Consider the following 22,854-nt stretch of genomic DNA (forward strand, 5'->3'; position numbering starts at 1 on the left):
GCGCACCGTCCTACCAGCCCCAGCAGGTGCCTGCCGCGGGCTTGCCGCAAGCGCGGTAGTTGACGGCGAACCACAGCTTGCCGGCGTTGCGCGGGGTGTTGTCGCTCTTGAGATCGTTACGGATCAGCTCGTCCAGCGTGTCGCGCGAGCCCTTGATGGAAACTCCGGCTGCGACGTTCGCCACCAGCGGAATCCCGCCAAGGCTGGCCGCCGTACGATCGTCGAACACGATGTCGGTGGCGGCCAGCGCACCCATCTTCAAGGATGCGTCCCGCACGGCGGTGGCGTAGCTGTCGTTCGCGCCGCCCGGCACCAGCGTCGCGTTGAACGAGCTGGCCGCCAGAATCTGCGCAGGCGTGGCGGGCGCTTGCAACTTGTACTGGTCAAGCGCAGGCAACTGGCCCGCTGCGGCCTGGCGGCGCAGCCAGTCGCCCCACAGGAATTCCGCGAATTCGGGCAGGCTGCCGTTCTTGTAGGCGACGTCGCGGGTGTAGTAGACCAGCGAGCGGTAGCGGTCCTCTTGCATGCCGCCGGCCTCGTCGGCGTTGGCCATGCCCAGGCGGGTGGGCAACTGGTCCACGGTGATGGGCTGGTTCTGGCCGTCGCGCAACCAGGCGCGGCGCTCGTCGACCATGCGTTGCCAGAATGCAGACGCAGTGGGCAGGTCGCTGTAGTTGGCGTCGACCTTCACCCAGACGGGCAGCTTGGGGCCACCGTCGAAAATTGTGCGCAAGGACGAGAAAGTGTGGTGGCCGTCGGTCAGGTACAGATTGCCGTCCCAGCCGACCACGACGGTCTTCAGGTTTTCCGTATGCGTGCCCGGCGCGTCCTTGCAGGCGAAGGTGGCAGGCTGGTCCAGCCGCGCGGCGCGGGCCGCGGCGATGTCCGCGAACTTCTGCGCGCGTTCGGTGCCGCCCATGTCTTCGCAGTAATCGTCGAATTTCTTGCCGACGGTGCGGTCCAGATAGTCCAGCTGCAAGGCGGGATCGGCCGCCCACGTGGACCGATTGAAGTCGCCTTGCCAGCGTCCCAGCTTGTAGTAGATCTGGTCGTAGCCGATGGCGGCTTGCGTGGGGTTCAGCTCTTCGATGCGGACTTGGATGACGTCGCCGGCCTTGGCCTTCAGATAGGCGGTGTTGCGCGTAGGCGTCTCGGGTTCCGGCGCCGGGTCGACGACAACAGGCGGTGGGGTAACGGCGGGCTTGTCGTCGTCGTCATCGCCGCCGCCATTGCAGGCGGCAAGGGCCAGGGGCAACAAGGCCGCGGCCAGCAGGCGCGCGAGGGGGCGGTGGATCAGGGCGGGATTCAGGAGGGTAGAGGTCTGGGTCATTGGCCGGCAGGGGCTGCGATCGAAAGGTGTCGAATCATGACTGGCGCGTATGTCCCGCGTATTGCACTGCCGGCGGCTAGGGGAAATTCCCAATGCCGGCGTGCTTGTCCATAATCTACCTGTGATTCATGAAAAGGATACCGGCAATGGCGATCATCAAATTCTGGCGGGCTTGTTTTGTTGCGGTCTTGAGCGCAGTGGGCGCGGGGGCGCTGGCGGCCGAGGATCCGGCTGCGCAACTGCGGACCGCCGCCGCGCAGGGCGAGACGGCCCGCGTGCGCGAATTGCTGGCCATCGGCGCACCGCTGGAGGCGCGGGACGCGCAGGGCAACACCGCCTTGCTGCGCGCGACCCAAGGCAACCATGCTGAAACTGCGCGCGTCCTGATCGAGGCGGGGGCGGACGTGAACGCGCAGAACCAGATGCAGGACAGCGCCTACCTGCTGGCGGGCGCGCAAGGCTATCGCGAGATCCTGGACCTGACGCTACGCCACGGCGCAGACCTGAAAAGCACCAACCGCTATGGCGGCACGGCGCTGATCCCCGCATGCGAACGCGGGCACGTCGAGATCGTGAAGACGCTGCTGAAGGCTGGGGTGGACCCCAACCACGTGAATCGGCTGGGCTGGACTGGGTTGCTGGAAGCCATCCTCTTGAGCGACGGCGGCCCGCGCCATCAGGAGATCGTGGCGCTGTTGATCGAGGGCGGCGCCGACGTGAACCTGGCCGACGGCGATGGCCGCACGCCGCTTGCGCATGCCCGCCAACGCGGGCAGCGTGCCACGGTTCAGTTGCTGGAGCGCGCGGGCGCGCGCGGGTGAGGCCGACGCTGCGTGGCCAGCAGCACCGCACATACCGCGAGCCATGCGCAAGACAAGGGTAGGGCCGAGTCAAAGGGCAGCCACGAACTGGCCGCCAATCCCGCGCCCAACAGGGTGTAGTAGCCAAGCCCGAACAAGGCGCCCGCCCGTCCCAGGCAGTGGCCGTACTGCTTCAAGGCCGGGCCAAGCAGGTTCGGGATGGCGAGCCCATAGCCTGCAAAGAGGGGCAACGCGGCGAGGGCCCACACCAGCCCCGGCTGCGGCAATAGCCACACCACGGCGCATTGTGTCACTACGCCGGCCAGGACGCAGCGCAAGCCATAGCGCACGCGTTGCGCCGGACCGGTTTCGGCCGGCAGACGCCGGTTGCTGGCCGCGCCCAGGCAGCCGGCAGCGGCAACGGCCAGGCCGACCCAACCGAATCCCAGGCCTGGCAGAGGGCCAACCATGAACGGGCCAGCGGAATAGAACGAGAACACCAGGAAGTTCAAGCCGGCGACCTGCACGGCGGTGCGCCGCAGCGGCGCGTCCGCCAGCATGTGGCGGCCAAGGGTCCGCAGCGGGACAGCGGCCATGGCGGCGCCACGCGTCTCGATAAGGAGGCGGCCGCCCACGCCCAGCAGCAGCATGATGACCAGTGCAATGGTCAGCAGCACGCCCTGGTAACCCAGGCGGTCCGAGAGCAGTTGGCCGACTAAGGGTCCGACGGCGGGGGACCACGCCAGCACCGCGCCCAATGTCACGAAATAACGCGTCAGAGCGTCGCCGGCCAGGCGGTCGCGCAACAGCGTCTGCGTCGCGACCGAGCACGTCGCCAGTCCGGCCGCCTGGACGAAACGGCCGAACAACAAGGCTTCGAAACTGGGTGCCGCCAGGGCGCATAGCGTCCCGGCCAGGCCCATGGCCAGACCGGCGAGCAAGGCGGGGCGGCGGCCCCAGACGTCGGCCAGATGCCCCCACAGCAGGACACCCAGCGCGAAGCCCAGGAAGAAGATGCCCATGACGGATTGAGCGGCGCCGGCGTCCAGTTGCCAGTGCCGGGTCAGGTCCGGCAGGGCGGGGGCAAGAATGGTCTCGGCAATCTGCGGCAGGGCCAGTAGCGCAAGGATCAAGCCGCGCGGCGGCAGGCCATCGCGGCGAGCGGGAGCGTGTTTCATGGTCCGGGGAAAAAAGGGCCTAGCGTATCCAGCCTGGGCGAAGCAAAATCAAGCTGTTTCGCCATAAAACATCGATAATCCGACATGCCGCATTACTCGCCAGAATCCGTCCTGGATCCCGATAGCGCCGTTTGCCCCGTTGTCGGGCTGGCCATCGATACCCGCGCCCACGCCTCGGATTGGCATACGCATCGCCGCACGCAGCTGCTTTACCAGGCCGAAGGCGGGGTCACGCTGTTCTTGCCGGACCGGGTGGGGCAACTGGCGCCGCTGCAGGCCGCATGGCTGCCCGCCGGCTGCACGCACCGCACGGCCATGCATGGCACGTTCGCCTACCGCAGCCTGTATTTCGACGTGCAGGCCTATCCGGGATTACCGGCCGAACCGCAGATCCTGGACGTCAATCCCCTGTTGCGCGAGTTGATCCTGCGCGTGACGGATTGGTCGGCCGACGTCGGACTCACCGCGGCGCAGAGCCGCATTGTGGATACCTTGCTGGATGAATTGGCGGCAGCACCCGCTGCGCCCATGCCTCTGCCGATGCCGCGCGACCGCCGGCTTGTGCCCATTGCCCGCGAATTGCTGGCGAACCCGGCTTGCCCGCTGTCTCTGGAGGATTGGGCCAGCCGCGTGGGCGCCAGCAGCCGCACCGTGGAGCGCTTGTTCCTGACCGAAACCGGACTGCCGTTTGCCCGCTGGCGCACGCAGACCCGCTTGCTGTTCGCCCGGGCGCGGTTGGCCGAAGGCATGTCGGTCACGGCCGTCGCACACGCGGTGGGGTACGCCAGCGACAGCGCGTTCATCGCGATGTACCGCCGCATCTACGGCGAATCGCCGGGGCGAAAAAAAGGGAAATGACCCCCACGCCGCGCACACTGTGTGTGCTTGCTGCCCCCCGAGGGGGCGTTTTTATCTTGGGGCGGCCCGGCGATAAAAATGACCCCCACGCCGCGCACACTGCGTGTGCTTGCTGCCCCCCAAGGGGGTGTTTTTATCTTGGGGCGGCCCGGCGATAAAAATGACCCCCACGCCGCGCACACTGCGTGTGCTTGCTGCCCCCCGAGGGGGCGTTTTTATCTTGGGGCGGCCCGGCGATAAAAAACACCGGCCTCTTAAGAGGCCGGCGCGTGTTGACGCTGTGCGACGCTTAGAACTGGTGGCGGATGCCCACGCCTGCGGCGGTGCTCTTCAGCCCGTCGATGAACGCGTAATCCGTGCCGTACGAACCGTAGGCATACAGATTGGTGCGCTTGGACAGGTCGTAGGTGTAGCCCACGCTGTAGACGTTCATGTTGGCATCGCCGCCCGTCAACTTGTCGTTGGACGGGGCGACGTGTTGCCACGAGGCGAAGACGCTGCTGGCGCCGCCCACGGGCAGGGTCGCGCCCAGCATGTAGGCGTTCGCCTTGAAGCCGTTCACGAAGCGGTTGGTGCCGAACTCGTCGCTGAAGGGCGTGCCGGCGGGCAGATCCTGGCCGACGAACCAGCCGTCCGTGGTGCGGCCGTAGGCGGCGGCCAGCTTCACGACTTCCAGGTCATACGACACGCCCAGCGCGTACTGGCGCGGCGTGGCGTCCTGGTCGATCGTCGTGCTGCGGTGGGAGCCGTTCAACTGGTCGTACGTCAGCGCGACGTTCAGCGGGCCTTGCACGTAGCGCAGGCCGGCGGTGATGCCGCGCGTGTTGTCGGCGGTGCGAAAGCCCGTCTGGTCGGCGGTCGTGTCGTCCGCGTTGAACGAGTAGCCGATGCCGAATTCAAAACCGTTCACCGAAGGGGTGCGGTACATGACCATGTTGTCCCAGCGCATGGTATTGGCCGCGCTGAAACCCAGGCCCAGGTTGGATTGGGTGTAGCTGGTGTAGAAGGGATCGATGTCGGCCAGGTAGTTCGAGCCGATCGTGGCTTGGCGGCCGAAATCCAGCTGGCCCCAGGCGTCGTTGGCCAGGCCGATGGTGGCTTGGCGGCCGAACAGGCGGCCGGATTGTCCGCGCTGGCCGTTGCCGGAGTCGAAACCGCTTTCCAGCTTGAAGACGGCGCGCAGGCCATCGCCCAGATCTTCGGATCCGCGCAGGCCCCAGCGGGAGCCGGCCTGGATGCCGTTGATCATGCCGAGCTTGCTACCACTGTAGCCGTCGCCTTTGATCTTGTTGTAGCCGATGCCGGTGTCGATGACACCATAGAGGGTGACTGACGGTTCTGCCTGAGCGATGCCTGTAAAAGCGGTCAGCATCGCAGCGGCGAGCAGCGTCTTTTTCATCCGGGGATCTCCTGGGGATTTGGGTTGGAAAAAACAAAGGGAACAGCACGCTCGGCATAGCGCTAAGCGGTGTTCCCAGACCCCAGTGTAAAACATTTCCGTTAATTTCTGCTTATTGCATAGGATGTTCCGGCTATTCCTGTTAATTCCTGGGCGCTGGTCCTTGGCATGATCGGCTTACCTCACCGTGCTCTGTTTGACTGTCGCTCGCCATAGTGGCATCTTGCCCCGAAGTCTTACTTACGGAGCTGCCCGTGGACTATCCACTGCCCCTCGTCACTGTCGATGCCGTCTTGCTCACCTTACGGGCGGGTGGACTGGAAATCGCCCTGCACCAGCGCGACCGTGCGCCCTATAAGGACGCGATGGCGTTGCCGGGCGGGGTGGTGCACGTGGACGAAGACGCCAGCACCGAAGCCAGCATCCGCCGCGTGCTGCGGGACAAGACCGGGTTCGAGCCGCGCTACCTCGAGCAGTTGCAGGTGTTCTCGGGGCCGGGCCGCGACCCGCGCAAGTGGTCGCTGTCCGTTTCCTATGTGGCCCTGGTGCCGGCGGCCGAGCTGGAGGCCGCGACGCAGGCCGGGTTCCGGTTTGTGAGCGTGGACGCGCTGCCGCCCTTGGCGTTCGACCATGCGGACATCGTGGCGGCCGCCGTAGCTCGCTTGCGTGGCAAGTCCAGTTATTCGACCTTGCCGTTCTTCCTGTTGCCGGAGCGCTTCACCCTGACCGAGCTGCAACACACCTATGAAGCCATCCTGCAGACGCGGCTGGAGAAATCGAATTTCCGCCGCAAGATGGAGGCGTGGGGCGTGCTGGAAGCCACCGAGGACTACGTGCTGGGCGCGCAGCGTCCCGCGCGCCTATATCGCCTGAAGGACTTTGCCTTGTTCGACCGCAGCGTCGGATAAGCGTCGGACCGTTTTGGATTCAACATAGTTGCAAATCAACAATAAGTAGGCTTATACTGGCCTCACTTAGTTTTAAAGTGCCACTAAGGGCTGATCATGTTCACCATCACTGCGGTAGTAGAAGGACAACGCCAGAGCGAGACGCCGGCTGCGTTCGTGTTTCCCGGGGGCGAAAGCCAGGTCACGGTGCCCGCGGGATTGCAGGCCAGGGCCGATGTGGCTAGCGAGTTCCGCATCCACGCCCTGTTGAAGTCGGCCGACGACGTCATGCAGTTGCTGATGCTGACGGACGCGCTGCGCCGCCTGAACCCGGCGGTGCCGGTGCATCTGGACATGCCCTATGTGCCGTACGCCCGGCAGGACCGCGTTTGCAATCCGGGCGAGGCGCTGGGGGCGGCCGTGTTCTGCAAGTTGATCAACGATCAGCAATACGCCACGGTGACCGTGGTGGAACCGCACAGCGATGTGACACCCGCGCTGCTGCAGCGCGTGCGAGTGGTCGACGCCGCCGCCTTCCTGAAGAACGCGCTGGCCGCCCCGGTCTTTGCCGATGGCGTGACCCTGATGGCGCCTGACGCCGGGGCGCGCAAGCGCGTGCAGGCTCTGGCCAAGAAGCTGGGCGTGGCTGACGTGCGCTTCGCTGAAAAGGTGCGCGACCCGCAGACCGGCCGCATTACCGAGACCCGCGTGCCCGATGACATCCCCGCGCAACCCGTGCTGGTGGTCGACGACATCTGCGACGGCGGCCGCACCTTCCTGGAACTGGCTGCCGCCTTGCGCGACAAGACGCGCCAGCCGCTTTACCTGTACGTCACGCACGGCCTGTTCAGCAAGGGCCTGGGCGAGCTGAACGCCCGCTACGCAGGCATCTTCACCGCATTCGACTGGACCGGCACCGAAGGCGCTGGCGCCCCGGTAATCGTCAATTAAGTAGGAAACCGAGCCATGAATACCCGCGATTCCCTCACCGTCAAGAACGGCATCAATCCCTTCCTGCAGGCCGACTTCTATAAGACAGGCCACCCGTTCCAGTATCCCCAGGGCACCAACAAGATCCTGGCCAACTTCACGCCGCGTTCGGCCCGGCTGGCGCCGGTGTTGCCCGAACTGTTCGACGGCAAGATCGTCTGGTTCGGCCTGCAGGGCTTCATCAAGGAAATCCTGATCGACCTGTTCGACCGCGAATTCTTCGGCAAGCCCGCCGGCACTGCCGTGCGCCAGTACCAGCGCCGTGTGGACAATGCGCTGGGCAAGGGCGCGGTTACCGTGGACCACCTGCAGGCGCTGTATGAACTGGGCTACCTGCCGCTGGAAATCCGTTCGGTGCCCGAGGGCGCGCGGGTGGATATCCGTGTGCCGCCGGTGACCTTCGTCAACACCCACCCGGAATTCGCGTGGCTGGTGACCTATATCGAAACGCTGTTCAGTTGCGAATCGTGGAAGGCGTCGACGGTGGCCACGATCGCCTTCGAGTACCGCAAGCTGTTGACCTACTTCGCCCGCCTGACGGGCAGCCCGATGGACTTCGTGAACTGGCAGGGGCATGACTTTTCGATGCGCGGCATGGCGGGCCTGTATGACGCCCGCAAGTGCGGCGCGGGTCACCTCTTGTCGTTTACCGGCACCGACACGATTCCGGCCATCGACTATCTGGAAGATCTCTACGGCGCGGATTCCGACCGCGAACTGATCGGCGGCTCCGTTCCGGCCACTGAGCACTCGGTCATGTGCCTGGGCAGCAAGGAGGGCGAAATCGAAACGATCCGTCGCCTGGTCACGCAGGTCTATCCGGCGGGCATCGTGTCGGTGGTCTCGGATACCTGGGACTTCTGGCAGGTGGTGACGGACTTTGCCGCTGCGTTGAAGCCGGAGATCCTGGCGCGCCAGCCCGACGCTTTCGGCAACGCCAAGGTCGTGTTCCGCCCCGATTCAGGCGACCCCGTGAAGATCCTGACGGGCTACTTCTGCACCGACGTTGCCAGCGTGGAAGACACTGCGGCAATGGCTGCCGCACGTCGCGACGGCTTCGAGGCGGTGCGCGATGCCGCGACCGGCGCGTACTGGCTGCTGGACGAAGATGCACGCGCAAGCCAATCGCTGCGCGAAGCCGAAGTGAAGGGCGCCGTGCAGTGCCTGTGGGATAGCTTCGGCGGCGTGGTGACGGAGCGAGGCTACAAGCTGCTGGACTCGCACGTGGGCCTGATCTACGGTGACTCCATCACGCTGGCCCGTGGCCGCGACATCCTGGTCCGGCTGGAAAAGAAGGGCTTCGCCTCGGGCAACGTCGTGCTGGGCATCGGGTCCTACACCTATCAATACCTGACGCGCGACACCTTCGGTTGGGCGTTGAAGGCCACGTATGCCGAAGTCAACGGCGAACCCCAGGAGCTGGTGAAGGACCCGGTGACCGATTCGGGCGTGAAGCGCTCGGCCAAGGGTCTGCTGCGGGTCGATGAAACGGCTACGGGGTATGTGCTGCATGACCAGCAGACACCCGAGCAAGCCGCGGGCGGCGCATTGGTGCCGGTGTTCCGCGACGGCAGCCTGCTGGTGGAGCAAAGCCTGGCGCAGATCCGGGACCGGCTGCAAGGTTCGTGGGTGTGCCCGGAGCTGGGTAGCATTGATTGGGCGGGGCGTTGAAGGGTTGGCCAGACGGGGTGATCCCACCGCGAGGCCGTTGCACGACGCGGTTCGTAAAAAAAGCTCCCGAGGGAGCTTTTGGTGCGGGGCCTCAGGCTTTGCGGCGTGCGCGTCTTTCTTCGCGCACGAAGATCACCACACCCACGATGATCATCAGCGCCAGCGCATACCAGGTGATGGCATAGACCAGATGGTTGTTCGGGAAGCTCAGCACCGTCAGGCCGCCGACCGGCGCTTTCGCGGGATCCCGGCCCGGGCTGGACGCGGCGTCGGCGTCGATGAAGTAGGGCGCCACGTCGGTCAGACCGCGCGCGGCGGCGATTGCCGGCAGGTCGCGTGAATACCAGAGATTGGCGGCGGGATCGTTGTTGCGCAGGAAGCCGCTGCCGGGTTCGCCCATGCGCAGCAGGCCCGTAACGCTGCCCTCGGCCGGCGGTTGCGTGGCCGCGGCCTGGCTCTTGCGCCATTCCGGCAGCACGAAGCCGCGGTTGACCAGCACCGTGCCGCCGTCCGGCAACTGCAGCGGGGTCATGACCCAGTAGCCGCTGCCCAGTTCGGTGGCGGCCTGCACCAGCGTCTGGCGGTCGTACTGATATGTGCCGGAGGCGGCCACGTGGCGGTACTCGGCATTGTTGAAGCTCAGCGACCGCCAATCGCGTTTGCCTGGCGCCGGCGTGGTGGCCGCATGGGCCCGCTGGTCGACTTGGGCGATCAGGTCGCGCTTCCAGGCCAGGCGATGCACCTGCCAGGTGCCCAGGGCGCACAGGCCTGCGAAGAGCGCGGCAGCAACCACCCCCAGGATGACCAGGGTGGTTTTGCTGCGCGGATTACGGGAGGTGTCGCCGGAGTGAGTGTCTTTTACTGCTGCCATCAGGGCATATTCCGCATGTCGTGTGTGGACATGGGCATCATATTGGAGTTCAAGTGATACATGATCCAGATTGACCCGCTGAGCGTGATTACGACCAGCACCAGCGTGAATATTAACGCCAACATGTTCCACCCGCTTTCGGACTTGGCGTCCATGTGCAGGAAGTACACGATGTGCACGACGATCTGCACCACGGCAAAGGCCAGGATCACCAGCGCGGTCGTGCGCGAATTGGCGAAGACGCGGTCCATCACCAGCCAGAACGGAATGGCGGTCAGGATGGCTGCCAGGACAAAGCCCGTCACGTAGCTTTTCAGCGTGCCGTGGCCGGCGCCGTCATCGTCGTCGTGGTGATCGTGGCCGCCGCCATGGCCGTGGCCGCCATGCCCGTGATGGGCCAGGTTTTCCATGTGCGAGCTCATGGCAGCACTCCCATCAGGTACACGAAGGTGAACACGCCCACCCAGATCAGGTCCAGGAAGTGCCAGAACATCGACAGGCACATCAGGCGGCGCCGGTTTTCGGGGATCAGGCCGTGCATCTGCACCTGGATCATCATCGTCACCAGCCAGACGATGCCGAAGGTGACGTGCAGGCCGTGGGTGCCGACCAACGTGAAGAACGACGACAGGAAGGCGCTGCGTTGCGGACCCGCGCCCTGGTGGATCAGGTGCGCGAACTCATATAGTTCCAATGACAGGAAGCCCAGCCCCAGGATGCCCGTGACGGCCAGCCACAGCTGGGTGGCGCCGATGCGGTTGCGCCGCATCTCCAGCATGGCGAAGCCATAAGTGATGGACGACAGCAGCAGCAAGGAGGTGTTCACCGCCACCAGCGGCAGGTCGAACAGGTCGGCACCCGATGGGCCCGCCGCGTAATTGCGGCCCAGCACGCCGTAGGTCGCGAACAGGCAGGCGAAGATGAGGCAGTCGCTCATCAGGTAGACCCAGAACCCCAGCAGGGTGCCGTTCTTGGGATGGTGTTCGCCCGCGACGTAGAACACGGGCTCCGGGGGCGGCGTGGTGCCGCCGGGCAGGGTGGGGGCCAAGGTATCAGACATGTTTCGCCAACAGTCGTGTGCGGGTAGCTTCTTCGCGCACGACCTCGTCGGCCGGCACGTAGTAGTCACGCTTGTAGTTGAAGGTATGGACGATGGACACCAGGATCAGCGCCACGAACGACAGCACCGCCAGCGGCCACATGTGCCAGATCAGCGCAAAGCCCATCACCACGCTGATCGCCGCCAACACGACGCCCGCCCACGTGTTCTTCGGCATGTGGATGGGGATGAAGCCCTGTTGCGGCCGTTGGTAGCCGTGCTGCTTCATCTGCCACCAGGCATCCAGGTCATGCACGCGCGGCGTGAAGGCGAAGTTGTAGTTGGGCGGGGGCGACGACGTGGACCACTCCAGCGTGCGGCCGTCCCAGGGGTCTCCCGTGTTGTCGCGCAACTGGTCGCGGCGGCGGTAGCTGACCACCAGCTGGATGATGAAGCTGGCGATGCCGCACGCGATCAGCAGCGCGCCGAAGGCCGCCACCTGGAACCAGATCTGCAGCGACATGTCTTCGAAGTGGTTTACGCGGCGCGTCACGCCCATCAACCCGAGCACGTACAGCGGCATGAACGCCACGTAGAAGCCCACCAGCCAGAACCAGAACGAGCACTTGCCCCAGAACGGATCGAGCTTGTAGCCGAACGCCTTGGGGAACCAATACGTGATGCCGGCCATCAGTCCGAACAGCACGCCGCCGATGATGACGTTGTGGAAGTGCGCGATCAGGAACAGGCTGTTGTGCAGGGCGAAGTCGGCAGGCGGCACGGCCAGCAGCACGCCCGTCATGCCGCCGATCACAAAGGTGACCATGAAGCCCATCGTCCACAGCATCGGCACTTCGAAGCGGATGCGGCCGCGGTACATCGTGAACAGCCAGTTGAAGATCTTGGCGCCGGTCGGGATCGAGATGATCATCGTCGTGATCCCGAAAAACGAGTTCACGCTGGCGCCGGACCCCATGGTGAAGAAGTGGTGCAGCCAGACCAGGTACGACAGCACGGTAATCACCACGGTGGCGTACACCATGGACGCATAGCCGAACAGGCGCTTGCTGCAGAAGGTGGACACCACTTCGGAGAAGATGCCGAAGGCGGGCAGGATCAGGATGTAGACCTCGGGGTGGCCCCAGATCCAGATCAGGTTCACGTACATCATGGCGTTGCCGCCGAAGTCCGCCGTGAAGAAGTTGGTGCCAACGTAGCGGTCCATGGACAGCAGGGCCAGCACCGCGGTCAGCACGGGGAAGGCGGCCACGATCAGCACGTTGGTGCACAGCGCGGTCCAGGTGAAGATGGGCATGCGCATCATGGTCATGCCGGGCGCGCGCATCTTCACGATGGTGACCAGCAGGTTGACGCCGGATAGCAGGGTTCCCACCCCCGCTATCTGCAAGGCCCAGATGTAGTAATCGACCCCCACGTCCGGGCTCTGCATGATCCCCGATAAGGGTGGATACGCCAGCCACCCCGTGCGCGCGAATTCGCCGACGAACAGCGACATCATGACCAGCACGACACCGCCTGTCGTCATCCAGAAACTGAAGTTGTTCAGGAAGGGAAAGGCCACGTCGCGCGCGCCGATCTGCAGCGGCACGATGTAGTTCATCAGCCCCGTGACCAGCGGCATGGCCACGAAGAAGATCATGATCACGCCATGCGCGGTGAAGATCTGGTCATAGTGGTGCGGCGGCAGGTAGCCCGTCGAGTCGCCGAACGCCACGGCCTGCTGCAAGCGCATCATGATGGCGTCGGCAAAGCCCCGCAACAGCATCACGATGCCCAGGATCACATACATGATCCCGATCTTCTTGTGGTCGATGCTGGTGAACCATTCGTGCCACAGGTAGCCCCATTTCTTGTAGTACGTGATGGAGCCCAGCACGACGATGCCGCCGACCGCCACCATGAAGAAGGTGGCAAGCAGGATGGGTTCGTGAAAGGGGATGGCGTCCCAGGTCAGTCGACCGAAGATCAGCTTGATGAGGTCTGGTTGATCAGGCATCTCGATTCCAGCGTAAAGACCACAATTTCATGAAGCCCCTGCATCGGCCGGCCCGTGTCGCGACGGACTCGCGGCAAGCCGCTACAACACGAGCCCTTCGGTGGACGTGCACATGGCGCCTACATACTTGCGCGGCGGCGTGCCGGTCAGGCCCAGGCGTTCGCGCGTTTCCGTGTCCAGCGTGGTGACGTTGAGCGCGCCCGGAATGCCCATGCCGCCTTGCGAGTCGATGGCCATCGCGTCCTTCATGCACATGCGGTTGCCTTCGACGCAGCGGTTCACGATGGCGTCGAACAGGCCTGGCGCGAAGGTAGCGAAGTGCTGTACCGGGTTGCGTTCGCTGGGCTGTTCAAGCTTCAAGTAGGCGTCGCGGCTGAGCTTGCCGGTGGACGCGCGGGCGTCGGCCACCCACTTGTCGAAGCCCTGCTGATCCAGGCCATGGAACTTGAAGCGCATGCCCGAAAATCCGGAGCCGCTGTAGTTGGCGGACAGGCCTTCGTATTCGCCGGGGTGGTTGATCACCGCGTGCAGCGTCGTCTGCATGCCGGGCATGGCGTAGATCTGGCCCGCCAGCGCCGGCACGAAGAAGGAATTCATCACCGTCGACGACGTGATCTTGAACTGGATGGGGCGGTCGACGGGTGCTGCCATCTCATTGACGGTGGCGATGCCTTGCTCGGGATACAGGAACAGCCATTTCCAGTCCAGCGCCACCACTTCGACGACAAGCGGCTTGGTGCCCGCGGGTACCTCGCGCCCTTCGGACAAGCGTGCAAGCGGCCGGTAGGGATCAAGCTGGTGCGTGCTGACCCAGGTCAACGCGCCCAGCGCGATGATGATCAGCAGCGGCGCGGCCCAGATCAGCAGCTCCAGCATCGTGGAGTGGTTCCATTCCGGGTCGTAGTGGGCTTCCTTGTTGCTGGCCCGATAGCGCCACGCGAACAGGAAAGTCAGGAAGATCACCGGCACGATGATCAGCAGCATCAAGCCGGTGGAGATGATGATCAGATTACGCTGTTGAAGCGCGACATCGCCTGATGGCGACAGCAGCACCGCATTGCATCCGGCGAGCAATGGCAGGGCGGCAATCAGGATCAATCCGCGGAGCCTTGTGAAGGACGGCATAGCCATACCTCGAAACGTAACCGTGGGAGGTAAACGCAACACTACGCTGGAAGCCGCGAAAAATCTAGGGTAAAAAGAACAAAAGTGTGCAGGGCAGTGGCGTATTTCGGACCTCCTACAGTGAGCAAACCCATGTCGACCACCACGCAATATCCCGGTCATGCCCCCGCTGTTCCCGGCCCGGGGCCAACGGCCGGCGGGGCCAGCCACGCCAAGGTGGCCCCGGGTGAAATCGCTGTCGGCGTGGTGGTGGGACGCGCCTCCGAATACTTCGATTTCTTTGTATTCGGCATCGCCTGCGTGCTGGTTTTTCCGAAGGTCTTCTTCCCCTTCGAACCGCAGCTGGAAGGCACGCTCTGGGCCTTCGTCATCTTCTCTTTCGCGTTCATCATGCGTCCCATCGGCACCGCGCTGTCGATGGCGATCCAGCGGCGTTGGGGCCGCGCCACAAAGCTGACGGTCGCGCTGTTCCTGCTGGGTACCGCCACGGTGGGCATGGCGTTCCTGCCCAGCTACAACACCATCGGCGCGCACGCGATCACCTTGCTGGCGGTATTCCGCTGCTTGCAAGGGTTGGCATTCGGCGGGTCATGGGACGGGTTGCCGTCGTTGCTGGCGCTGAACGCGCCGCCTAACCGCCGTGGCTGGTATTCGATGATGGGCCAGCTGGGCGCGCCCGTCGGCTTCATGGTGGCCAGTGCGCTGTTCCTGTATCTGCACGTCACGCTGACGCAGTCCGACTTCCTGGAGTGGGGCTGGCGCTATCCGTTCTTCGTCGCCTTCGCCATCAACGTGGTGGCGCTCTTCGCCAGGTTGCGCCTGGTCGTCACCGAGGAATACACGCAGCTGCTGGAAGAGGGCGAGCTTGAACCCATCAGCATTGCCGAGATGCTGCGTTCGCAGGGATATAACCTTTTCATTGGCGCGTTCGCGGCCTTGGCCAGCTATGCGCTGTTCCACCTGGTCACGGTGTTCCCGCTGTCCTGGATCGCGGTCAGCGCCACGCAACAGATATCCGACGTGCTGATCGTGCAGATCATCGGCGCAGTGATCGGCATCCTGGGCACGGTGGCTTCGGGCTGGCTCGCCGACCGCATCGGCCGGCGCACCACATTGGGTTTGCTGGCCGTGCTGATCGCCGTTTTTGCGCTGTTCACGCCGTGGCTGCTGGGCGGCGGGCCGATGGGGCAGGACGCGTTCATCCTGGTGGGCTTCGCGCTGCTGGGCCTGTCGTATGGCCAGGCCTCGGGCACGGTCACCGCGAACTTCACGCGCCGCTTCCGCTATACCGGCGCGGCGCTGACCTCCGACATGGCGTGGCTGATTGGCGCGGCCTTCGCGCCGCTGGTCGCGCTGGGCCTGTCGGCGCGTTTCGGCTTGGTGGCCGTCAGCATCTATCTGCTGTCGGGCGCTGCGTGCACCTTGCTGGCGCTGCGCATCAACAAGGTGCTGGAAACGCGTGACTGATGGATAAGGGCTTGGGCGGCTTAGCCGCCGAAGCCTTCCAGCACGTTCGCCACATTGATCCCCACGTCCGCCACGGCATAGCCGCCTTCCATCGTGAAGACCGCGGGCAGCCCAAGGCTGGCCAGATGGCGGCCCACTTGCAGGTAGTCGGCGCTTTTCAGCTTGAACTTGGAGATAGGGTCGCCTTCGTAGGTGTCCACGCCCAGCGCGATCACAACGGCGTCGGCCTTGAACGTCCGGATGGCGGCGATGCCTTGTTCCAGCGCGTCGGTCCACGCGGCAAAACCGGTGCCCGCGGCCAGCGGCAGGTTCAGGTTGGCGCCTGCACCCGCACCGGCCCCGTGTTCATCGGCATAGCCCAGGAAGAACGGGTATTCGGTGGTCGGGTCGCCATGCACCGAGACCGTCAGCACGTCGCCGCGTTCATAGAAGATGCTTTGCGTGCCGTTGCCGTGGTGGTAGTCCACGTCAAGGATGGCGACGCGTTCGGCGCCCGCGTCGCGCAAGGCTTGCGCGGCCAGCGCGGCGTTGTTCAGGAAGCAGTAGCCGCCGAAGAAATCGGCGCCGGCATGGTGGCCCGGCGGGCGCGTCAATGCCATGGCGGCACGCGGGCCACCGGAGGCGGTGACGGCGCGCGCGGCGTCGATGGCGCAGGCTGCGCCGGCGGTGGCGGCTTCCCAGGTGCCCGCCGTCAGCGGGCAGCCGCTGTCGAACGAGAACAGGCCGACGCGCGCGGCGAAATTGGTGGGTTCGATATCGTGGCGGAAGCCGCGCACGGGCCAGACCGAAGGCAGGATGTCGATGTCGGCGTTGGCCGGATCCAGCGCGACCCAGTCGCGCCATGCGCTGGCCAGGAAGTCCACATAGCGCGGGGTGTGCACGCGCTTGATCAGATCCATGTCGGGCGCGGACGGGGTCAGCAGATCGCCGATGCCGCGTTCGCGCAGCGCATCCAGCACGTATTCCAGCCGGGCCGGCGTTTCGTGGCAGGGAACGAGCTTGCCGCGGAACATCTCCTGGCGGCCAGCATGCTTGTCATGGACGGGGTTGTGGAAGATCTGCACGGCGTCGGGGTCCTTGGGTTGTTCAACGCATTCTGTTTGACGGCAAGAGCGCCACTATAGCGGCCGGAACGCGTACCACGCTACGGCTGGCAGCTCGCGAAAAACGGAGTACAGGTCGCGCCCTTCGAAGAAGCGCGGATAGCCACCGCTGACGTCCGGTACGCCCTGGCGCCGCAGGGCCAGCATCGTTCGCGGAACGTGGAAATACTGGGTGACGGCCATCGCGCGGGTATAGCCATGTTCGCGCATATAGGCGCTGGCATGCCGCGCGGTGGACCAGGAGTCTACGCCTGCGCTGTCGGTCACGATGCGGTCGGCGGGCACGCCCCGCGCCAGCAGGTAGTCGCGCATGACTGCGGCTTCGTCCGCGCCGGCCGGATCCACGCCGCCGCTGACGAACAGGATGCGGCATTGCGAGGCCGCATAGCACTCGTAGGCGCGGTCCAGGCGGGCGGCCAGCCGGGGCGATGGCCGTCCGTCGGCTTGCACGGTGTTGCCCAGCACGACGGCCACATCGGCGGGGCGGGCGCCAATAAGAAGGCCGGCCGCCGCCAGCGCGAACGCGGCAAGCATCATCAGCAGGGCCAAGGCGGCGAGGCAACGCGTCAGGCGGGATGGCAGGGGGCGTCGTGGCACGGTAGCGGTTTCAGTGTGGAAGTCCGGATGGCATTCTGCACCATGCGCGAACGGCATTTGTCGTAATGAGAATCATGATTGATAATGCACGCCTTCCAACCGTGCCTCTGCCATTGCCCTTCCATGTCCCGCCCGCCGCCTTCCGACAAAGGTTGGCTCGCCCATTATCGCGAGCTGATCGGGTCGTGGACGCGCCGTGGAAGCAGCCGCCCGGACGCGGAAGATGCGGCGCACGACGTCGTGGCGAACATGCTGCGCAATGGCGACGCGGCGGTGCTGGATCCCAAGGCGTACCTGTACGGCGCCAGCCAGAACCGGCTGAACGGCGAGATCCGGCGCCAATCGCGGCGCGAGCAGGTGAGCCTGGACGAATTGCCCGACGCCGAACATCCGGTACAGTCCGACCCTGAATCGGCCATTCGCGCAGCGCAATTGGCCGACGCCCTGAAGGCGGCGCTGGCCGAATTGCCGCTGAAATGCCGGCAGGTCTTTTTATGGAACAAGCTAGAGGGCTATACCCAGGCCGAAATCGCGCAGAAACTGGGCCTGACTCAAAGCTCGGTGGAAAAATACATGCGACGCGCGCTGGCGCACATCCATGACCGGTTGCAAGATCATGCCCCGCATTGAATCCTCTTCTCGGCACCGCGCCGAATCGCCCCGCGAACAGGCCATCTACTGGTTCTCGCGCGAACGCCTGGGCACGCTGGATGCGCATGCCAGGCAGGAGCGCGACGCGTGGCTGGCTGCGGATCCCGAGCACCAGCGCCAGTACCGTTCGGTCGAAGCGACGTGGAGCGTGGCCGATTCCGTGCCGCAGGCTGAGTTGCGCGCCATGCTTGAGCGGACTGAAAGCGAACCTGCCGCGCCGCGGCGCCGGCGGTTTGCCGTCGGATTGACTGCCGCCTGTGCGTTGATGGCGACGGCGGGCGTTATCGGGCCGCGGCTATGGGCGCCCGAGGCGGATTTCACTCAGGCGCTGGCGACGGGCAAGGGCGAGCGCCATCGCGTCGTGCTGCCCGACGGGTCGTTGCTGGAATTGAATACGGACACGCAGGCCAGGGTGTCGCTGTATGGCGACCGCCGAGAGGTGGAACTGCTGGCCGGAGAAGTCCTGTTCACCGTCAGCCCCGATGCGGCGCGCCCGTTTACCGTCCTGAGTGGCCACGCTCAGGTGCGCGTGACCGGCACGCGATTCAACGTGCGCCGGGACGGTGACGCCGTGGCGCTGGCGGTGGAAGAGGGCAGTGTGGCGTTCTCGGCCGGCTCGTGGTGGAACCGCACCACGCAACATCTGACGGCGGGCTACGTGCTGCGTCACGCGCAGGGGGAACCGCTGGCCGCGCCGCACCAGGAAAACGTCGCGGCCATCACCGCCTGGCAGCGTGGCCGCCTGGTGTTTCGCGATACGCCCTTGTCGCAGGTGGTGGCCGAGCTGAACCGGTATCTGCGCGAGCCGCTACGGATCGATGACAGGAAGCTGGCGCAACTTCGTGTGGCAGGCTCGCTGCCCATCGACGAACCGGAGGCCGTGCTGGCGGTGTTGCCGCAGATCGCGCCCGTGATCGTCCTGTATCCGCCCGATGGTGGCCGCGTGCTGGCACCGCGTTGAATCATCTTGTTTCAATTAATTTAGCGAGAATCATTCCGGAATTTTCCCGGCCGTGGCGTCTATCCCTGGACGGGGTGTGTTCACGAAAGTCGATCTCGACCCTGTAAGCAACCTTTGGCCAAGGGTGTCGGGCGCAAATCGCGCGGGCAGTTGTACTGGAATTTTTTTCGCATCATGGACAAGCAAGTGATAGCGCGCGCATCGACGGCGCGCAAGACCGCATGGACCGGCGTGGGTGCCGGATGCCATGCCCTGGCCGTGGCACTGGCGCTGGCGTGGGGTATTCCCGCCGACGCGGTCGCACAGACCGCGCCGGTGCCGATCAGCATTACCGCCCAACCCTTGGGCGATGCGCTGATCCAACTGGGCGAGCAAGCCTCGTTGGTGATCTTCTATCTGCCTGAAACCGTGCGCGGCCGCAATGCGCCGGCGGTGATGGGCAACCTGACCCCGGACGACGCGTTGCGCAGCCTGCTGGCGGGTACGGGCATCGCATTCCAACGCGACGGGCGCAACGTGTCGCTAAGCCTGCCGTCGTCGGGCACGGCGCAGCTGGAGCCGGTGACGGTGCATGGCGTGGCCGTGGGAACTGCCGACAGCTATGTGGCGCTTTCCAGCGCCAGTGGCAAGCTGGACGTGCCGTTGATCGAGACGCCGCGTTCGGTGTCGATCGTTACGCAGGAGCAGATCAAGATGCAGGCCCCTCGGAACCTCGAGGCTGCGCTGGCGTACACGCCGGGCGTGCAGACGGAGGTGTCGGGGTCGAGCGACGTGCGCATGGTCGGCGCCGTGATCCGCGGCTTCAGCGACGGCAGCGCCTATTACAAGGACGGCCTGAAGCAGCTGTCGGCCGGCACCTACGGGTCGTGGAACGACAGCCTGGATGATCTGGACAGCATCGAAGTGTTGAAGGGGCCGGCGTCGGTGCTGTACGGCCAAGGCCGGCCCGGCGGCGTGATCAACATGGTGTCCAAGCGTCCCACGCCCGGGCAGGTCAACAGCGTGGGCTTGAGCTACGGCACCTACAACCGTCGCCAGGTGACGGCGGATTTGGGCGGCGCCTTCGACGAAGGCAACAAGGTGCTGTATCGGCTGAACGTCACGGGCCGCAAGAGCGACGGGCGCACCGACGGGTCCAAGGACGACCGGATTTCGGTGGCGCCGACGGTGCTGTGGAACATCACGAACCAGACGCGGCTGACCGTGCTGGGGACCTACTCCAAGGAGCGCGGCACGCCCAAGAGCTGGTGGCCGAACCTGTACACGTATCCTGAGATCGCGGACTTGCCCCTGCACCGCACGGCGGGGGACCCGGACTTCGACAAATTCGACCGCGACACCAAGTCCATCGGCTATGCCTTTGAACACGATACGGACAGCGGCTGGCGGCTGCGGCAGAACCTGCGCTATTCGGAAATCGACATCGATTACCGGCACATCTACGCGATGGACCTGCTGGCCGACAAGCGCACCGTCACGCGCGGCAGCCTTGCGCAGCGCACCCACGGGCAGACGTTGGCCGTGGATAGCCGCGCGTCCAAGGACTTCGTGTGGGGGGGCTTGCAGCACACCTTCGCGATGGGGGTGGACTTCGTGCGCTATCAGGAGCGCGACGCGCTGGGCTTTGGCTGGGACGTGCCGAACCTGGACATCTACCAGCCGGTGTATGGCCAGCACGTGGACCATCCCGAGATGGACAAGTCGCAGAGCGCGTTGAAGCAGACGGGCGTCTACACGCTGAACCAGCTGAAGTTCAACCGCTGGGTCGGTAACGTCAGCCTGCGTCGCGACTTTGCGACGACGACGCGCAGCAGCACGACGCAGCCCGAGATCAAGGACGCCGCCACGACGGGCAGCGCGGGCTTGCTCTATCTGTTCGACAGCGGCTTTGCGCCCTACGTCAGCTATTCGACGGCGTTCGATCCGATCACCGGCCAACAGTTCGACGGTAGCGCCTTCAAGCCGCGTGAAGGCAAGCAGTACGAGGCCGGGCTGAAGTACCAGCCGCCGGGCACCGATGCCCTGTTCACGGTGGCGGTGTTCGATATCCGCCAGACCAATGTGACGACGCAGGACCCGGACCATCCGCGCTTTAACGTGCAGACGGGCGAAGTGCGCTCGACGGGCCTGGAACTGGAAGCCAAGTTCCCGCTGACGCGCGAACTGCGCGTAATGGCTGGCTACACGTATCTGGATCCGCGCACGACGCAGAGCAATCGGCCGGCCGAAGTGGGCCGGCAGACCGCTCAGACGGCACGCCAGACGGCCAGCCTGTGGCTGGACTACCGGCCGCATCAGATCCAGGGCCTGATGCTGGGCGGCGGCTTGCGCTATCGCGGCAAGGCTCCGTTGAACACGGCGGCCGATGGCACCACACCCTACAACCCGGCGTTCACGCTGGCGGATGTGGCGGTGGCCTACGAGACCCCGCGCTACCGCGTCGCGCTGAACATCAACAACGTGTTCGACAAGCGCTACTACACCTACACGTTCCGCGGCATGGAGCGCGAGGCCATGCTGAGCCTGAATTACTACTGGTAGCGCTTACAGCGGCGCGGGCGGCCGCTTCGGCAGCGGGTAGTCGAAGCCGATTTCATTGGAGACGAGGGGTTGGGCGAGATTGCCCGGGTCGGTGACGACGGCGGCGGCGCGGTACTTGCCGGGCGCCAGCGCGGGCAGGAAGGGGACGCTGCCGTAGCCGTTGTCGTTGACCATGTAGGCCGGCTTGCCGTCTTCGTCCGGACTCCAGACCACGGGGTCGCGGGCAAAGCCCAGCGGGTTGGCCGGGTACAGGGTGTCGCCTTCGCGTTGGTACAGCGGGTGCACGATGCGGTCGCCTTGCGCGTTGGTCAGCAACAGCCAGACGCGCGGCGCCTTCAATTGCGCCGGCGCTTCGCCGCGGTTGGCCACGCTGAGGAGGAAGATGCCGCCGTCCTCGCCGTTCCAGTCGCCCAGGGTGTCGGCGAGTTCCAGCTCCAGGCCCCCTTGCGGCGGATGCGCCGGCAGTTGATGCTTGTCCACGCGCAGATCGCCATAGCGCACCCATTTGAGGACGTCCCCCGCCGTCTTGCTGGCGTAGCGTACCTGCAGCCAGTCGTGCGGGCGGATCGCCACCACGTCCAGGTGCTCGCCTTCGGCGGCGGTCATCGCCGGCCTGGCGTTCACGTCGGGCGTGTCGTAGAGGTCCAGCTTGCTGACCGGCACGGTGCCGTCTTCCAGCGGGGATCCTTCGCCTTCGATGTCGATGCGTGCAGTCGAGCCGTCTTCGCGGAAGTGGTAGGTCAATTCGGCCGGCGCGTCGTCCAGGCCGAACAAGGCCTGGGTGGACCACGACGTGGCGTGCACCGTGCCGTCGGGGCGCAGCACGTATTCCTCAGCGCCGTTGCTGGCGGCGCCGTAGCGGCAGCCCACGCTGATCCGGGCCTGCTTGTCGTCGAACACCGGATTGACGAAGCCCCGGCAGGGACTGGTCTTGTCGGGGTGCAGGATTTCCTGGAAGGTGCCGGTGGCGGGCCGGTACAGGAACAGGCGGGTGATGAGCTGCGTGCCGCCGCCGCTTTGCCCCAGCACGAGGTCACGGTAGCCGTCGTGGTCGATGTCCACGGATGCCATCTGGTCGACTTCCTCGTCGTCGAAGCTGCCCAGCTGCTGCTCGGGTCCGTTGCCCACGCGCACGGTGGCGCGCTGGGCGTCGCCGCCGCTGATCTTCACCACGCCCGACAGCCCGGCCTTGATGGGGTAGGGATAGTCGCGCGGGGCGGCTTGCGCCTGTACGCCTTGCCCCTGCAACGCCAGTGCCGTTATCGCGCCCGCAAGCAGTATTCGTTTCACCCGCCTCTCCCCAGCTTCGAATCGAGGGGGGCAATATACCGCAGCCGATTGCGGGAAAACGAGCAGTGCGCCGTCGCGG

Annotated in this window: 20 protein-coding genes; 9 read left to right on the forward strand and 11 right to left on the reverse strand. The window is 65.2% G+C overall.

The window, feature by feature from the left end:
• Positions 1–10: 10 nt before the first annotated feature.
• Positions 11–1,330, reverse strand: coding sequence for a ParB/Srx family N-terminal domain-containing protein (locus CEY09_RS16380; RefSeq protein ID WP_088589456.1), 1,320 nt, complete (start codon positions 1,328–1,330; stop codon positions 11–13).
• Between the two features lie 146 nt (positions 1,331–1,476).
• Here CEY09_RS16380 and CEY09_RS16385 point away from each other — a divergent pair, with 146 nt between their 5' ends.
• Positions 1,477–2,151, forward strand: a complete 675-nt coding sequence (locus CEY09_RS16385; RefSeq protein WP_088589457.1) for an ankyrin repeat domain-containing protein — start codon at positions 1,477–1,479, stop codon at positions 2,149–2,151.
• On the opposite strand, the gene CEY09_RS16390 is transcribed toward CEY09_RS16385, so the two are convergent.
• Positions 2,118–3,308 (reverse strand): MFS transporter, encoded by a 1,191-nt coding sequence (locus CEY09_RS16390; RefSeq protein ID WP_088589458.1) that lies wholly within the window; start codon positions 3,306–3,308, stop codon positions 2,118–2,120. The genes CEY09_RS16385 and CEY09_RS16390 overlap by 34 nt on opposite strands.
• Before the next feature lie 84 nt (positions 3,309–3,392).
• Between CEY09_RS16390 and CEY09_RS16395 the strand changes: the two genes are divergently transcribed.
• Positions 3,393–4,166, forward strand: a complete 774-nt coding sequence (locus CEY09_RS16395) for an AraC family transcriptional regulator (protein ID WP_088589459.1) — start codon at positions 3,393–3,395, stop codon at positions 4,164–4,166.
• Between the two features lie 289 nt (positions 4,167–4,455).
• On the opposite strand, the gene CEY09_RS16400 is transcribed toward CEY09_RS16395, so the two are convergent.
• Entirely contained in the window at positions 4,456–5,565 is a 1,110-nt protein-coding gene (locus CEY09_RS16400; protein WP_088589460.1) for a porin, read from the reverse strand.
• A 254-nt stretch (positions 5,566–5,819) separates the two neighbouring features.
• Here CEY09_RS16400 and CEY09_RS16405 point away from each other — a divergent pair, with 254 nt between their 5' ends.
• From CEY09_RS16405 to CEY09_RS16415, 3 genes are all read left to right on the forward strand, one after another.
• Positions 5,820–6,473 carry an NUDIX hydrolase gene (locus CEY09_RS16405; RefSeq protein WP_088589461.1) on the forward strand — a complete coding sequence of 218 codons (654 nt, stop codon included), beginning with the start codon at positions 5,820–5,822 and terminating at the stop codon, positions 6,471–6,473.
• 96 nt (positions 6,474–6,569) lie between these two features.
• Positions 6,570–7,403: a phosphoribosyltransferase family protein gene (locus CEY09_RS16410; RefSeq protein WP_088589462.1), complete on the forward strand. Its 834-nt coding sequence runs from the start codon at positions 6,570–6,572 to the stop codon at positions 7,401–7,403.
• A 15-nt stretch (positions 7,404–7,418) separates the two neighbouring features.
• Positions 7,419–9,113, forward strand: a complete 1,695-nt coding sequence (locus CEY09_RS16415; RefSeq protein ID WP_088589463.1) for a nicotinate phosphoribosyltransferase — start codon at positions 7,419–7,421, stop codon at positions 9,111–9,113.
• A gap of 91 nt (positions 9,114–9,204) precedes the next feature.
• Here the strand turns inward: CEY09_RS16415 and CEY09_RS16420 are convergent, their stop codons facing one another.
• The 5 genes from CEY09_RS16420 to cyoA all read right to left on the reverse strand — a co-directional run bounded on the left by CEY09_RS16420 (position 9,205) and on the right by cyoA (position 14,165).
• Complete coding sequence (locus CEY09_RS16420; protein WP_088589464.1) at positions 9,205–9,984, reverse strand: SURF1 family protein; 780 nt, start codon at positions 9,982–9,984, stop codon at positions 9,205–9,207.
• On the reverse strand, positions 9,984–10,406 hold the full coding sequence (gene cyoD / locus CEY09_RS16425) for a cytochrome o ubiquinol oxidase subunit IV (RefSeq protein ID WP_006226499.1): 423 nt from the start codon (positions 10,404–10,406) through the stop codon (positions 9,984–9,986). The genes CEY09_RS16420 and cyoD overlap by 1 nt, the downstream gene beginning before the upstream one ends.
• Entirely contained in the window at positions 10,403–11,044 is a 642-nt protein-coding gene (cyoC, locus tag CEY09_RS16430; protein ID WP_006226498.1) for a cytochrome o ubiquinol oxidase subunit III, read from the reverse strand. The genes cyoD and cyoC overlap by 4 nt, the downstream gene beginning before the upstream one ends.
• Positions 11,037–13,040 (reverse strand): cytochrome o ubiquinol oxidase subunit I, encoded by a 2,004-nt coding sequence (cyoB, locus tag CEY09_RS16435; RefSeq protein WP_088589465.1) that lies wholly within the window; start codon positions 13,038–13,040, stop codon positions 11,037–11,039. The genes cyoC and cyoB overlap by 8 nt, the downstream gene beginning before the upstream one ends.
• Before the next feature lie 81 nt (positions 13,041–13,121).
• Positions 13,122–14,165: a ubiquinol oxidase subunit II gene (cyoA, locus tag CEY09_RS16440; RefSeq protein WP_088589466.1), complete on the reverse strand. Its 1,044-nt coding sequence runs from the start codon at positions 14,163–14,165 to the stop codon at positions 13,122–13,124.
• A gap of 132 nt (positions 14,166–14,297) precedes the next feature.
• Here cyoA and CEY09_RS16445 point away from each other — a divergent pair, with 132 nt between their 5' ends.
• Positions 14,298–15,632, forward strand: a complete 1,335-nt coding sequence (locus tag CEY09_RS16445) for an MFS transporter (RefSeq protein ID WP_006226495.1) — start codon at positions 14,298–14,300, stop codon at positions 15,630–15,632.
• A gap of 20 nt (positions 15,633–15,652) precedes the next feature.
• On the opposite strand, the gene CEY09_RS16450 is transcribed toward CEY09_RS16445, so the two are convergent.
• Positions 15,653–16,696 carry a histone deacetylase family protein gene (locus CEY09_RS16450; RefSeq protein ID WP_088589467.1) on the reverse strand — a complete coding sequence of 348 codons (1,044 nt, stop codon included), beginning with the start codon at positions 16,694–16,696 and terminating at the stop codon, positions 15,653–15,655.
• A 54-nt stretch (positions 16,697–16,750) separates the two neighbouring features.
• Entirely contained in the window at positions 16,751–17,332 is a 582-nt protein-coding gene (locus CEY09_RS16455) for a YdcF family protein (protein WP_088589620.1), read from the reverse strand.
• A gap of 123 nt (positions 17,333–17,455) precedes the next feature.
• Here CEY09_RS16455 and CEY09_RS16460 point away from each other — a divergent pair, with 123 nt between their 5' ends.
• The 3 genes from CEY09_RS16460 to CEY09_RS16470 all read left to right on the forward strand — a co-directional run bounded on the left by CEY09_RS16460 (position 17,456) and on the right by CEY09_RS16470 (position 21,485).
• Positions 17,456–17,962, forward strand: coding sequence for an RNA polymerase sigma factor (locus tag CEY09_RS16460; RefSeq protein ID WP_088589468.1), 507 nt, complete (start codon positions 17,456–17,458; stop codon positions 17,960–17,962).
• Positions 17,931–18,944 (forward strand): FecR family protein, encoded by a 1,014-nt coding sequence (locus CEY09_RS16465; RefSeq protein WP_088589469.1) that lies wholly within the window; start codon positions 17,931–17,933, stop codon positions 18,942–18,944. The genes CEY09_RS16460 and CEY09_RS16465 overlap by 32 nt, the downstream gene beginning before the upstream one ends.
• A 174-nt stretch (positions 18,945–19,118) precedes the next feature.
• Positions 19,119–21,485, forward strand: a complete 2,367-nt coding sequence (locus CEY09_RS16470) for a TonB-dependent siderophore receptor (RefSeq protein ID WP_088589621.1) — start codon at positions 19,119–19,121, stop codon at positions 21,483–21,485.
• Positions 21,486–21,488: 3 nt separating this feature from the next.
• Here the strand turns inward: CEY09_RS16470 and CEY09_RS16475 are convergent, their stop codons facing one another.
• Entirely contained in the window at positions 21,489–22,775 is a 1,287-nt protein-coding gene (locus CEY09_RS16475; protein ID WP_234818328.1) for a DUF4141 domain-containing protein, read from the reverse strand.
• Positions 22,776–22,854 lie beyond the last annotated feature (79 nt).

This window comes from Achromobacter marplatensis (assembly GCF_002209535.1).
Lineage (GTDB): Bacteria > Pseudomonadota > Gammaproteobacteria > Burkholderiales > Burkholderiaceae_B > Achromobacter > Achromobacter marplatensis.

Excerpts from the sequence above, each read along its gene's own strand:
- CEY09_RS16380 (WP_088589456.1), bottom strand. The coding sequence starts at position 1,330 with ATGACCCAGACCTCTACCCTCCTGAATCCCGCCCTGATCCACCGCCCC.
- CEY09_RS16420 (WP_088589464.1), bottom strand. The coding sequence starts at position 9,984 with ATGGCAGCAGTAAAAGACACTCACTCCGGCGACACCTCCCGTAATCCG.
- CEY09_RS16390 (WP_088589458.1), bottom strand. The coding sequence starts at position 3,308 with ATGAAACACGCTCCCGCTCGCCGCGATGGCCTGCCGCCGCGCGGCTTG.
- cyoC (WP_006226498.1), bottom strand. The coding sequence starts at position 11,044 with ATGTCTGATACCTTGGCCCCCACCCTGCCCGGCGGCACCACGCCGCCC.
- CEY09_RS16415 (WP_088589463.1), top strand. The coding sequence starts at position 7,419 with ATGAATACCCGCGATTCCCTCACCGTCAAGAACGGCATCAATCCCTTC.
- CEY09_RS16395 (WP_088589459.1), top strand. The coding sequence starts at position 3,393 with ATGCCGCATTACTCGCCAGAATCCGTCCTGGATCCCGATAGCGCCGTT.
- CEY09_RS16470 (WP_088589621.1), top strand. The coding sequence starts at position 19,119 with ATGGACAAGCAAGTGATAGCGCGCGCATCGACGGCGCGCAAGACCGCA.
- CEY09_RS16465 (WP_088589469.1), top strand. The coding sequence starts at position 17,931 with ATGACCGGTTGCAAGATCATGCCCCGCATTGAATCCTCTTCTCGGCAC.
- cyoB (WP_088589465.1), bottom strand. The coding sequence starts at position 13,040 with ATGCCTGATCAACCAGACCTCATCAAGCTGATCTTCGGTCGACTGACC.
- cyoD (WP_006226499.1), bottom strand. The coding sequence starts at position 10,406 with ATGAGCTCGCACATGGAAAACCTGGCCCATCACGGGCATGGCGGCCAC.
- CEY09_RS16400 (WP_088589460.1), bottom strand. The coding sequence starts at position 5,565 with ATGAAAAAGACGCTGCTCGCCGCTGCGATGCTGACCGCTTTTACAGGC.
- CEY09_RS16410 (WP_088589462.1), top strand. The coding sequence starts at position 6,570 with ATGTTCACCATCACTGCGGTAGTAGAAGGACAACGCCAGAGCGAGACG.
- CEY09_RS16385 (WP_088589457.1), top strand. The coding sequence starts at position 1,477 with ATGGCGATCATCAAATTCTGGCGGGCTTGTTTTGTTGCGGTCTTGAGC.
- cyoA (WP_088589466.1), bottom strand. The coding sequence starts at position 14,165 with ATGCCGTCCTTCACAAGGCTCCGCGGATTGATCCTGATTGCCGCCCTG.
- CEY09_RS16460 (WP_088589468.1), top strand. The coding sequence starts at position 17,456 with ATGTCCCGCCCGCCGCCTTCCGACAAAGGTTGGCTCGCCCATTATCGC.
- CEY09_RS16445 (WP_006226495.1), top strand. The coding sequence starts at position 14,298 with ATGTCGACCACCACGCAATATCCCGGTCATGCCCCCGCTGTTCCCGGC.